Source organism: Pararhizobium sp. P1_E7 (assembly GCF_056405855.1).
Genome location: NZ_JBFUBH010000004.1, coordinates 266,802 through 277,790, shown reverse-complemented (window position 1 = coordinate 277,790; position 10,989 = coordinate 266,802). Strand labels below are relative to the sequence as shown.

Below are 10,989 nucleotides of genomic sequence, written 5' to 3'. Positions count from 1 at the left end.
TCGGCCTCGCGAATGGACAGCACCTTGATGACGGGCAGCCCATAGACGGCCTTCACCGTCAAAACACGCTCGGGGCTCTCATTGCCGTGGAGCTGGAGAATGTCCGGCGACAGCGCCGAGACGATCTCGTCGAGATCATCATTGCTGGCGTCGACGGTGACAGCGACGATCTTCGCCTTGCCGCGAATGCGATCGGCCAACCGGCCGGCATCGTCGGGCTCGATATTGCGCGGGCTCTTCGGAAAGAAGATGAAACCCGTATAGCGCGCACCGAGCGCCACCGCCCTGTCCACGGCCTCGGCGGTCTTCAGCCCGCAAATTTTGACTTCCGTTTTCATGCACAGCGAACTGACATGAAATGTCGTCCGAGTCGAGCTTAAAACCGACAAATGCGGGCTTCCAGAACACTCAGATGACAAGGTCGTCCTAAAATGATATCGTATATCGATATATGAGGGATCGGCTATGAGAACTTTGATCGACATCACCGAACTTCAAGTTCAGGCACTCGAAGATATCGCAAAAGCCGAAAAGCTGTCGCGGGCGGCTGTGATCCGGGCGGCGATCGACGATTACGTCCAGCGTCGACGCCGGGTTGAAATCGACGACGCCTTCGGGCTCTGGGGCGAAGGCGGAATAGATGGGCTGTCATACCAGGAGAAAGTCCGCAGCGAATGGTAAAGGCGCTGTTCGATACCAACATCCTGATCGATTATCTCAATGGTATTCCACAGGCACGCGATGAACTCGCTCTTTATGAAGACAGCGCCATCAGCATCATTTCGTGGATGGAAGTCATGGCCGGCGCCAGCGAAGAGGCTCAACCCGGAACACGCGCCTTTCTCAACGGCTTTGCCCTGATCGGGCTGACGGCTCCAATTGCCGATCTTGCCGTGGCGCTGCGCCGAAAGCGGCGTATCAAGCTACCAGATGCCATCATAGAGGCTTCAGCATCAGCCCACGATATGTTGCTCATCACGCGCAATACCAAGGATTTTGCAGCCGGTTCCCCCTTCGTGCGCGTACCCTATACGCTTTAGCCCGTTGCAAGGCAGGCGAGGCTTCCTATATCCGGGACAGATACACGGAGAACATCATGCGCCTTCTGCTTGCCATCATCCTGCCCTGGCTTCAGTTTTTCACCATCGGCCGGCCGATTGCCGGCATTGTCTGCCTTATCCTGCAGGTGACGCTGATCGGCTGGATTCCGGCAGCAATCTGGTCGGTCTATGCGCTCAGCCAGTACAAGACGGACGAAAAGATCAGGGAAGCCCTGGGCAACCAGTCCCGGCGCTGAGCCGGCTGCATTCAATCGAAATCGATTGCGTGCAGCATGGTACCGTTGCGCTTCAGCCACCGCTTGGCGTCGTCCATCGCCGGGCAAAGCTCTTCACATAGATCCCAGAAATCCGGCCCGTGGTTCATTTCGCGCAGATGCGAGACCTCATGGGCGGCGAGATAGTCGATCACTTTCGGCGGCGCCATGACGATGCGCCAGGAAAAACTCAAGGCGCCATCGGCAGCACAGGAGCCCCAACGGCTGCGGGTGTCCTTGAAACTGAGCGATTTCACCTTGCGGCCGACCATGCGCGCGTAGATCGACACCAGGCGTTCTAAGTCCTTGCGGGCTTCCTTCTTCAGAAAATCCGCGATCCGGCGGCGCAGATGTTCCTCGGCACCGCTGACCAGCAACACCGGTTCGTCATCGACAATCACCGCCTCCGTCAGGCCGCGCAGCTTGCCGGTGCGCTCGATCCGGTGCGCGACGCCGCGCAGAAGGATCGTGCCCCCCTCCTCCAGGACACTCTCGCCGGAAAACCGGGCGAGCTTGGTCATCAGCCAGCCCTGATGACGATCGAGAAAGGCGTTGATTTCGCGCTCGGGCAATCCGGCCGGAATGGTCATCTTCAGGGCACGGCCGCCCGGTTCGATACGCAGCGTCATCCGCGTGGCGCGGGCATTCTGCCGAATGGTCAGCGGCATGACCTTGCCCGCAACATCAATCGTCCGCGTCACCGGTGGCGGCGGAGATTTGGGCTGACGCGACTTTCGAAGCAGGGAGAACATGAGTGTCTTCATAACCGATTCGTTTGAAGGACGCATGATCCCGACCAAACGGGACCGTATCAAAAAGAAAAACCGGCACCTTTGGAGATGCCGGTTCTGTTTGTCTGGCTGATGGCCGGATCAGTTGGCCGGAAAGCCCGGGACCGAGCCGGAACCGCCGGGATTGCGATCGCGCATGAAACGGTCGAAATCTTCCTGGTCCTTGGCGCGGCGAAGCTCGCGGACATATTCGTCGAACTGTTCGCGCATCTCATCGAGCTTGCGGCGTTCCTCGTCGAGGCGAGCCAGTTCGGCATCGCGCCAGTCGTCAAAGGCAACATTACCGGTGCCGAAGCTTGGGCGGCCATAACGCTGGCTTTTTCGCTTGAAGGACGAGCAAAAGCCGTCAACGCTATTGTTGGCGTCCTTCTTGAAGCCCTTCAGCCGTTCGCCGAACAGGATATAGGCAAGCATGGCAAGCCCAAGCGGCCAGAAAACTACAAAACCGAGCACCATCATGGCAATGGTCGCTGGCGTCCAGTCAGGACGGATCAATGCAGATTGGTTCATGTTCAGAAGTCCTTGCTAAAAGTGGGCCTCTCCTTCGGGCCCGCTTATAACGAGATGGGAAGAGGCTCACCGGTCTGCAAGACAATTGTCCGCAGATTCCGGCAAGCCCCTGATATCGATCGATGAAATCGATATATCGCGATGATCAGGCGGACTTGCCGCCCTTGATCACCTGGCGCACCGGCTTGGCAGCGCGGGCATGCTCGCGATGGAACGCAGTGATGCGCGGCGCAATTTCACGGCGGAAACGGGAACCGTTGAAAACACCGTAATGGCCGACATCCGGCTGCATGTAGTGCATGCGCATGTTTTCCGGAATGTTGGTGCAGATGGTCTGCGCCGCCTTCGTCTGGCCGACGCCCGAAATATCGTCGTTCTCGCCTTCCACCGTCAGAAGAGCGACCTTGCGGATCGCCGTCGTATCGACACGCTGTCCGCGGTGCATCATCTCGCCCTTCGGAAGCGCGTGGTGCATGAAGACTGTCTCGACGGTCTGCAGGTAGAATTCCGCCGTCAGGTCCATCACCGCCATATATTCATCGTAGAAATCACGGTGCTTTTCGGCAGCATCGCCGTCGTTCTTGACGAGATGTTCGAAGAAATCCTTGGTCGCCGTCAGGTGGCGGTCAAGGTTCATCGACATGAATCCGGACAGCTGCAGGAAGCCCGGATAGACCGGACGCATGAAACCCGTCTGCGGAAACGGAACCGGCATCACGACATTGTCGCGGAACCATTTGATCGGCTTATCCTTGGCCAGCTGGTTGACCGCCGTCGGATTGATGCGCGTATCGATCGGCCCGCCCATCAGCGTCATGGAGGACGGCGACAGCGGATCGTCGTTTGCTTCCATCAGGGCGACGGCGGCCAGAACCGGTACCGCCGGCTGACAGACGGCGATGACATGCGTGTCTGGGCCGAGGAAATGCAGCATCTGGACGACGTAGTCGATATAGTCATCAAGGTCGAACGTGCCTTCGGTCAACGGCACCGTGCGGGCATCGATCCAGTCGGTGATATAGATATCCGACTGCGGCAATAGCGCTTCGACTGTGCCGCGCAGCAGCGTCGCATAATGGCCGGACATCGGCGCGACGATCAGAACCTTCGGGTCGGAAGCCTTGCCCTTCGGCAGGGCGCGTTCGAAATGGATGAGATTGCAGAACGGCTCGCGCCAGACGATCCGCTCCCGCACCGCGACCGGCACGCCATCGACAATGGTTTCGGGCAGGCCGAACTCCGGCTTGCCGTAACGGCGCGTTGTGCGCTCAAAGACTTCAAGGCCGGCAGCGACGGCCCTGCCCATATAGGTGTGTGAAAATGGGTTGAGTGGATTGGCGTAGGCGAGCCGCATGGCATCGGCTGCCGCGCGCCAGGGGGCCATCATCGCATGATTGAGTTCGTAAAGCTGGTAGAACATCGGAAGCGTTCTCCTTGTTACCGTAAACGACAACGCCGCTCCCAACCGGACGCAACCTTGCATTCTTGTTGTTTGTGTCCGCAAGCGAGGCAGACACTAGCACTTTTCTTGTGCGACGCAATAAATATGCCGCGATCCCTCGGTGATGAGACCGTCACAAGTGTTGTCGCAGCGGGTTTGATACTCGGTAAAGAGGCTTGCCCGAGGCTGCTTTCGGGTGTCGCTGCCGGAGAAATCCTGGGCAAAGCCTTGGGTTCGACCGCATGAGTTACCGCGAAACCCTCACCACAGCCTTGATCAAACCGGTTTTTTCATGCGCCCAGCGCGGAAGGTCCGTCACGATATCATCCAGTGTGGTGCGATGCGTGACGAGGGAGGCTACCGGGACATCGCCAGCGCGGATGGATGCCGCCACATGCTCGAAGTCCTGCCGCGTCGCATTGCGGCTGCCGACCAGCATCATTTCGCGCTTGTGGAATTCCGGATCGGAGAAGCGGATGTCGTCCTTCACCACGCTGACGAAGACCAGGCAGCCGCCATGCGCGACGAAGGAGAAGGATTTCTCCATCGACCCGCCAAAGCCGGTGGCGTCGAAGACCACATCGAAACCGTCGCCGCCCGTCGCCGCCAGCACGGCTTCCAAAGCGCCATCCCCAGCCAATATGCCTTCCGCAAAACCCAGCCGTTCGGCGGCCATGTCCAAACGTTCGGCGCTGGCATCGAGCAGCGTCACCTGATGTCCGGCGATGCGGGAGAAGAGTGCTGTTCCAAGGCCGATCGGCCCGGCGCCGATGACCAGCGCCCGCGATCCGGCTGGCGCAAGCGAACGGCGTACCGCATGGGCGCCGATCGCCAGGAACTCCACCGTTGCCGCAGCCTCGAGCGAAAGGTCACCGGCCGGGTAGAGGTTTATTTCGGGTACGAGAATTTCTTCGCAAAGCGCGCCGTCGGTATGAACGCCCAGAACCTTGATTGCGGTGCAGCAGTTCGGCTTGCCCTTGAGGCAGGCAACGCAGGTTCCGCAGGAAAGATACGGGTTGACGATGACCGGCGTACCCGGCGCCAAGGATACTCCTTCGCCGGATTCGATCACCGTTGCCGAAATCTCGTGACCCATGACCCGCGGATATTCGAGATAGGGATGTTTGCCCTCGAAAATATGATAATCGGTGCCGCAGATGCCGACATGGCTGACCGCCAGCCGTGCCCAGCCCTTCGGCGGCGAACCCGGCGCAGGTCTGTCGATGATATCCAGGCGCCCGGGCTCCGGGCAGATAGCCGCTTTCATGGCAGGCAGCTCCTTGCGGTCTCAATTCACAAATGGGTGGCTAGTGGTGTCAACGGCATCCGGCCGGAAGGGAACCGGCCGGATGTCCGTAATGATCAGCGCGAACCGCGGCGGCGCAGCTGGTCGAAATAGACGATGACGATGATCAGCACGCCGGTAATGATCCGCTGCACGAACGCGTTGACGTTGAGCAGATTGGCGCCGTTGTTGATGGTCGCCAGGATGAAGGCGCCGAGCAACGGCCCGTGCACCGACCCGACCGCGCCGAACAGGCTGGTGCCGCCGATGACGGAGGAGGCGATCGCCTGCAATTCCCAGCCTTCCGCCTGAGTGGCATTGCCGATGCCGATACGCGAAGCGAGCAGCAGACCGACGAAGGCGGCGCATGTGGAAGACAGGATGTAGGCGAGATAGATCGTCCGGTTGACGTTGACGCCGGACAGACGCGCCGCTTCGCTGTTCGACCCCACCGCGAAGAGATAGCGGCCCCAGCGGCTCAGGTGCAGGAAGATGTAGGCCGGTATTGCAACAACGATAACCATCCAGAACAGGCTGGGAATGCCGAGAAAATCGGCCCGCGAGAAGTTGGTGAAGGACTCGTCGCTGATGGAGATCGTCGAGCCGTTGGTGACCAAAAGGCCGATACCGCGCAGCGAGGTCAGCGTCGCCAAAGTGATGATGAAGGCTGGAAGCCCCATGCGAACAATGCCGAAGGCATGGAACGTGCCGATCAGCACACCGACCAGAAGCGTGATGCCCATGGCCGGCCAAAGCGGTACGCCATGCTGCAACAGCCAGGCAACCGTAACGCTGGAGAAGCCAACCACCGCGCCGACGGAAAGATCGATACCGGCGGTGATGATGACGAATGTCTGTCCCACCGCGAGGATCGCGGTCATCGCGCCCTGACGCAGCAGGTTGCTGATATTGTTGGGGGTCCAGAAGCTGCTGGTGGAAAACCCGAGAAGCAGCCAGAGGAACAGCAACAACCCGAAAAGGGTCAGGCCGAACAGGATGTTCATGCCTTTCTTCGGCACCGGTGCGGCTTCGGTTGCGGTCTCTACGCTCATGATTTTTCTCCACGCTTTTTCTTATTCGGTCTTTTCATGGTGCTAGACGCCGATCGCCTGGGTCAGCACTTCCTCATGTGAGGCACTGCGATAGGTATGGCTGGCGACGAGCTTGCCCTGCCGGAACACATGCAGCCGGTCGGAAAGCTCGTAGACCTCCGGCAGATAGGACGAGATCAGGATGATGCCGGCCCCCTGCTCCAGTAGCCGGGCAAACAAACGGTAGATTTCCGCCTTGGTACCGACATCGACGCCGACCGTCGGCTCGTCGAAAATGAACAGCTTGGCACCGTGGCTCAGCCATTTGCCGATGACGATCTTCTGCTGGTTGCCGCCGGACATGGCCGACGCCAGCACCCGCCGCGTCGGCGTCTTGATCTTCAGGTCCTTGATCAGCCGGTCGGCATTCTCGATTTCGCTGCGACGGTTGATCGTGAGGCCCCGCGATAGCCGGTCGAAGACCGGTAGGTTGATGTTGAGGCCGATCGGCAGGTTGAGGCAGAGTCCCTGGTCGCGGCGGCTCTCGGGCGCCAGCGCAATGCCGAGGTCCATGGCCACCCGCTCGTTACGGATGTGAACCTTGTTGCCCTGCCAGAAGACTTCGCCGGACGAAACCGGTTGGCGGCCATAAAGCCCCAGCGCAAATTCGCTGCGCCCGGCACCGATCAGCCCGTAAAGGCCAACGATCTCGCCAGCCCGGACGGACAGTGAAACATCCTCGAAACCCGGGCCCGAGAGACCGCGCGTCTCGACAATTGTCGCGCCAATCGGTAGCGTTTCCTTGTGATAAATCTGCTCGATGGTGCGGTTGATCATCATCGCGATCAGCTCGGCATCATTGGTCTCGCCGATATTGCGCGTCCCGATATGGGTGCCGTCGCGCAGCACCGAAACCCGGTCGGCAAGCTCGAAAACCTCCTCCATCCGGTGGCTGATATAGACGATCGTCACGCCTTCGCCCTGCAGCCGGCGAATGAGCCGGAAGAGCTGCGCCGATTCCTGGCGAGTCAGGTAGGCGGTCGGCTCGTCGAAAATCAGGAACTGGGTGCCGCGCATTGCCGCGCGCGCCGTCGCCACCAGCTGCTGCTGGCCGATCGTCAGGTCGCCGAGAAGGGCGCCGGCGGGAAGATTAAAGCCGAGATCGTTGAGCACGGCCTGGGCCGCGTCCGTCATCGCACGCTTGCGCATCAGGCCGTTCTTGTTCATCTCGTCGCCGAGGAACATGTTGGCGGCGACCGTCAGGTGCCGGCACAGCACGACTTCCTGATGCACGGCATTGATGCCGCGCGAAATCGCATCATTCGGATTGGCAAGCTGCACGGCTTCACCGCACCAGAAGACCTCGCCCGAGGTTCGCCGGATAACGCCGGTCAAAAGCTTGATCAGTGTCGACTTTCCCGCACCGTTTTCGCCGACGATCGCGTGGACTTCGCCTGAGAGGAAGGTGATATTTGCCGGCTTCAGGGCCTCGACGGCACCGTATTTCTTCTGCAGTCCGCGCAGTTCCAGGATCGGCTGGCCCTTTGGAACGGGGTGTTTGGCAATCGTCGCCGCACCCTCCTCGTGCCGGTGGCTGACATCGTAAAGTCCTGTCATGGCGGTTTTCCTCCCCCGGACCCAAGCCTGTCTCAACCCAACGGCTGAAACAGGTCTGAATTCATATTGTAGCACAAGCGGCAGGCCGTTTCCCCGCGGGGAGCGTCCTGCCGCCTTGTTTGGATCAGTTGACCTTCGGGTTCAGGAGGGCATCGATCTTCGGATCGGCCATGTTGGCCTTGGTCACCAGGTTGGCGCCCGTATCGACATTGGCTTCGACCTTTTCCTTCTTCGAAGCAGCCAGAGCCGTTTTGATGCCGTCATAGCCCATGCGATAAGGATCCTGCACGACGAGGCCGGCGAGAACGCCTTCCTTGAGGAAGCCGACCGTCTTTTCGTCGCTATCGAAGCCGATGACCTTGATCTTGTCGCCGAGCTTGTTTTCAGCGATCGCCTGGCCAACGCCCTGCGCCATGATCAGGTTGGATGCGAACACGCCGACGAGGTTCGGGTTTGCGGTGATCAGATCGGTCATCATGTTCAGGCCGGTGGTTGCCTGGCCGTCGGCATACTTGTCGGCAACGACCTTGAGGCCCGGGTACTTCGCGGAGATAACTTCGACGAAGCCTTCATGGCGCTGATCGAGCGAGCCGACGCCCGGCAGGCTGGTGATGATGGCGATTTCGCCCTCTTCCTTGCCCGTTGCTTCCTTGATGGCAGCAGCCAAGCCGTCAGCAGCGATACGTCCGCCCTGGACGTTGTCGGTGGTCAGGAACGAGGTAAATGCCTTCGAGTCGGCGCCCGAGTCGATACCAATGACCGGTACGGACTTTGCAGCTTCGTCGATCGGCTTGCCGAGCGCCTTAAATTCCGTCGGCGAAATGACGACGGCGGCCGGTGCGCCGGCGACGGCATTTTCCAGGATGGTGATCTGGCCGTTGATGTCGGATTCCGACTGGGCACCGAGCTCCGGCACGTTGACGCCGAGATCCTTGCCGGCGGCGCGGGCACCGGCCAGAACGATCTGCCAGTAGAACGATGTCGTGTCCTTGACGATGATCGGGATTGTGACGTCGGCCGCAAACGAGCTCATCGGCATCATGGTTGCGAAAACGGCGGCACCGGCCAGGCTGGTGAAGGCGCGGCGGGACAGGATGTTCTTCATAAGTGTCATGGTGTTGTTCTCCTCCAACAACGTCTTGTTGAGTTCTCTCCAGACCGGACTGCAAGACGTTAACAGCTCGATCTTTTATCGATAAAAAACATTTAGCTCTGGCAAGCTATCTCAGCGTTTTCGAAAATGCAAGCGGGGTAAAACTACTTTTCGATAATCGGTGCTGACCGCCAAGCATCGGAAATCATTGAATTTCCTCTCACCTCCATGAGCTTGGACAGCCGGCAGCATACGGGGACACTCCTCCCTATGCCCAGATGCTAGTTCAGAGACATTTCAAACGCAACAGAAAAATGATATTTCTATTCCGGATTGTTACTATATGGAATGTTCAGTCTATTTCGTGGTTTTTGTCAGGCTGTCGATCGTGAACAATTCCGTAGGCTGCACGACGCCTTTCTTCAGGATAAGATTGCCGTAAAGCCGGAATTCGGACGTGGCGACGATATAGGCCGCCTTGCGTGAGCGATCATAAAAGGCAAAGCGCTCGATCGGCACGACCTTGAAATCACCGGCAAGCGTGTTGACCAGATTCTGGAATTCGACGCAGACCTCCGGTACCGCCTGCGGATCGCCGACCACTTCCATGCGCCAGGCAGATTCATCCACGAAGGTGTCGAGCGGCATATGCGCAAGGATTGCCTCGGCAATGCCCAGCGCATCGACCCCATCGGCGCGAACGACCTTTGGACCCATGGTGCTGGCCGGAAAATTGGCGTCGGCGATGACGATCTCGTCCCCATGCCCCATGGTGCGGATCGCATGCAGCAGATCCGGGCCGAGCAATGGATGTATTCCTTTGAGCATTCCGTTTTCCTTTGTCCCTTGAAGCCGGCTAAACCCGGACGGCGTCCGTTCCCAGTTCGGGTGCCACCAGCGTATGGACGTCATAGGCCTTGAAATCGTCCGGCTGCAGGCGCCGCTCCGTCAATTCCATATTGCGCATCAGGCTCGACGGCTTGGCCGTTCCCAGAAGAACCGAGGCAACCGCCGGGCTCTGCAACGGAAACTGGATGGCGGGTGCGGCCAGCGGCAACCCTTGCGACCGCGCAATCGCTTCCATCGCCCTTACCTTGTCGAGAACCTCCGCGGTCGCCGGCATATAATCGAAGTGTGATCCTTCCACCGGACCGGTAGCCAGAATACCCGAATTGAAAACGCCGCCAACCACAAGGGAGGTTTTCTTTTTCTCGCAAAGCGGCAGCAAGTCGGCAGTGGCGGTGCGATCAAGCAGCGTATATCGCCCGGCCAGAAGGATGCAGTCGATATCCGCCTCAGCCATGACATCGAGGCAGACCGGCACCTCGTTGACACCCAGTCCGTAGGCGGCAATGGCGCCGCTCGACTTCAGCTGCTCCAGCGCTTTCAACCCGCCATCCAGCAGCTGGCGAAGATAGACGGCATTGCGCTCGGCGCCATGTGTATAGACGCCGATATCATGGACGAAGAGCATATCGATCCGGTTGAGGCCAAGGCGCGCATAGCTGAAATCCACCGACCGCATGATGCCGTCATAGGAATAGTCGTAATCCGTGTCGAACGGCAGCGGATCGACGAAGCCATAGCTCGGCACCTTGTCGCCGGGGACCGGGCGCTGCAGCCGGCCGACCTTGGTGGAGAGAACGTAACTGCCGGATGGCTTTTCGCGCAGGAAATCGCCGACCCGCCGTTCGGCAAGACCGAAGCCGTACCAGGGGGCCGTATCGAAGAACCGCAGGCCGGCAGTCCAGGCAGCCTCCAGCGTTTCCATTGCCGTCTCGCGTGGGCAAGCCCGATACATGCCGCCAATTGCCGCCGTGCCAAAACTGTATTCGGTAACGGACAGATCCGTCGCGCCGATTTTTCTTAGTCGCATCAACTCTCTCCTTCGCTCCAACGGCCGCCC

Annotated in this window: 13 protein-coding genes; 3 read left to right on the top strand and 10 right to left on the bottom strand. The window is 59.5% G+C overall.

What is annotated here, in order from left to right; translation table 11 throughout:
• Window positions 1-338: phosphoribosylanthranilate isomerase (locus AC1D17_RS07280; protein WP_477564733.1), on the bottom strand; the 338-nt coding region annotated here is incomplete at its 3' end.
• Between the two features lie 127 nt (window positions 339-465).
• On the opposite strand from AC1D17_RS07280, the gene AC1D17_RS07275 reads away from it, so the two are divergent.
• The 3 genes from AC1D17_RS07275 to AC1D17_RS07265 are packed head-to-tail and all read left to right on the top strand — an operon-like array spanning window position 466 to window position 1,297.
• Window positions 466-681 (top strand): CopG family transcriptional regulator, encoded by a 216-nt coding sequence (locus tag AC1D17_RS07275; protein ID WP_477564732.1) that lies wholly within the window; start codon window positions 466-468, stop codon window positions 679-681.
• Window positions 675-1,040: a PIN domain-containing protein gene (locus AC1D17_RS07270; RefSeq protein WP_477564731.1), complete on the top strand. Its 366-nt coding sequence runs from the start codon at window positions 675-677 to the stop codon at window positions 1,038-1,040. Before AC1D17_RS07275 ends, AC1D17_RS07270 begins: the two co-directional genes overlap by 7 nt.
• 56 nt (window positions 1,041-1,096) lie before the next feature.
• Complete coding sequence (locus AC1D17_RS07265) at window positions 1,097-1,297, top strand: YqaE/Pmp3 family membrane protein (RefSeq protein ID WP_264219969.1); 201 nt, start codon at window positions 1,097-1,099, stop codon at window positions 1,295-1,297.
• Between the two features lie 11 nt (window positions 1,298-1,308).
• On the opposite strand, the gene AC1D17_RS07260 is transcribed toward AC1D17_RS07265, so the two are convergent.
• The 9 genes from AC1D17_RS07260 to AC1D17_RS07220 all read right to left on the bottom strand — a co-directional run bounded on the left by AC1D17_RS07260 (window position 1,309) and on the right by AC1D17_RS07220 (window position 10,959).
• Entirely contained in the window at window positions 1,309-2,067 is a 759-nt protein-coding gene (locus AC1D17_RS07260) for a M48 family metallopeptidase (protein ID WP_264219968.1), read from the bottom strand.
• A gap of 120 nt (window positions 2,068-2,187) precedes the next feature.
• Complete coding sequence (locus AC1D17_RS07255) at window positions 2,188-2,616, bottom strand: DUF2852 domain-containing protein (RefSeq protein ID WP_477564730.1); 429 nt, start codon at window positions 2,614-2,616, stop codon at window positions 2,188-2,190.
• Between the two features lie 145 nt (window positions 2,617-2,761).
• The gene (gene phaZ, locus AC1D17_RS07250) at window positions 2,762-4,036 is read right to left on the bottom strand and encodes a polyhydroxyalkanoate depolymerase (protein ID WP_477564729.1); all 1,275 of its coding nucleotides are present in this window, start codon (window positions 4,034-4,036) and stop codon (window positions 2,762-2,764) included.
• A gap of 268 nt (window positions 4,037-4,304) precedes the next feature.
• Window positions 4,305-5,324, bottom strand: coding sequence for a zinc-binding alcohol dehydrogenase family protein (locus AC1D17_RS07245; RefSeq protein WP_477564728.1), 1,020 nt, complete (start codon window positions 5,322-5,324; stop codon window positions 4,305-4,307).
• A 95-nt stretch (window positions 5,325-5,419) separates the two neighbouring features.
• Complete coding sequence (locus AC1D17_RS07240; protein WP_264219964.1) at window positions 5,420-6,394, bottom strand: ABC transporter permease; 975 nt, start codon at window positions 6,392-6,394, stop codon at window positions 5,420-5,422.
• A gap of 42 nt (window positions 6,395-6,436) precedes the next feature.
• A complete protein-coding gene (locus AC1D17_RS07235) occupies window positions 6,437-7,990 on the bottom strand; it encodes a sugar ABC transporter ATP-binding protein (protein WP_477564727.1) in 1,554 nt (517 codons plus the stop codon).
• A 124-nt stretch (window positions 7,991-8,114) separates the two neighbouring features.
• The gene (locus tag AC1D17_RS07230; RefSeq protein ID WP_477564726.1) at window positions 8,115-9,104 is read right to left on the bottom strand and encodes a substrate-binding domain-containing protein; all 990 of its coding nucleotides are present in this window, start codon (window positions 9,102-9,104) and stop codon (window positions 8,115-8,117) included.
• A 336-nt stretch (window positions 9,105-9,440) separates the two neighbouring features.
• Window positions 9,441-9,911, bottom strand: a complete 471-nt coding sequence (locus AC1D17_RS07225; protein WP_477564725.1) for an RbsD/FucU family protein — start codon at window positions 9,909-9,911, stop codon at window positions 9,441-9,443.
• Between the two features lie 28 nt (window positions 9,912-9,939).
• Window positions 9,940-10,959, bottom strand: a complete 1,020-nt coding sequence (locus AC1D17_RS07220) for an aldo/keto reductase (RefSeq protein ID WP_477564724.1) — start codon at window positions 10,957-10,959, stop codon at window positions 9,940-9,942.
• Window positions 10,960-10,989: the final 30 nt, after the last annotated feature.

Excerpts from the sequence above, each read along its gene's own strand:
- AC1D17_RS07275 (WP_477564732.1), top strand. The coding sequence starts at position 466 with ATGAGAACTTTGATCGACATCACCGAACTTCAAGTTCAGGCACTCGAA.
- AC1D17_RS07270 (WP_477564731.1), top strand. The coding sequence starts at position 675 with ATGGTAAAGGCGCTGTTCGATACCAACATCCTGATCGATTATCTCAAT.
- AC1D17_RS07265 (WP_264219969.1), top strand. The coding sequence starts at position 1,097 with ATGCGCCTTCTGCTTGCCATCATCCTGCCCTGGCTTCAGTTTTTCACC.
- AC1D17_RS07260 (WP_264219968.1), bottom strand. The coding sequence starts at position 2,067 with ATGTTCTCCCTGCTTCGAAAGTCGCGTCAGCCCAAATCTCCGCCGCCA.
- AC1D17_RS07255 (WP_477564730.1), bottom strand. The coding sequence starts at position 2,616 with ATGAACCAATCTGCATTGATCCGTCCTGACTGGACGCCAGCGACCATT.
- phaZ (WP_477564729.1), bottom strand. The coding sequence starts at position 4,036 with ATGTTCTACCAGCTTTACGAACTCAATCATGCGATGATGGCCCCCTGG.
- AC1D17_RS07245 (WP_477564728.1), bottom strand. The coding sequence starts at position 5,324 with ATGAAAGCGGCTATCTGCCCGGAGCCCGGGCGCCTGGATATCATCGAC.
- AC1D17_RS07240 (WP_264219964.1), bottom strand. The coding sequence starts at position 6,394 with ATGAGCGTAGAGACCGCAACCGAAGCCGCACCGGTGCCGAAGAAAGGC.
- AC1D17_RS07235 (WP_477564727.1), bottom strand. The coding sequence starts at position 7,990 with ATGACAGGACTTTACGATGTCAGCCACCGGCACGAGGAGGGTGCGGCG.
- AC1D17_RS07230 (WP_477564726.1), bottom strand. The coding sequence starts at position 9,104 with ATGACACTTATGAAGAACATCCTGTCCCGCCGCGCCTTCACCAGCCTG.
- AC1D17_RS07225 (WP_477564725.1), bottom strand. The coding sequence starts at position 9,911 with ATGCTCAAAGGAATACATCCATTGCTCGGCCCGGATCTGCTGCATGCG.
- AC1D17_RS07220 (WP_477564724.1), bottom strand. The coding sequence starts at position 10,959 with ATGCGACTAAGAAAAATCGGCGCGACGGATCTGTCCGTTACCGAATAC.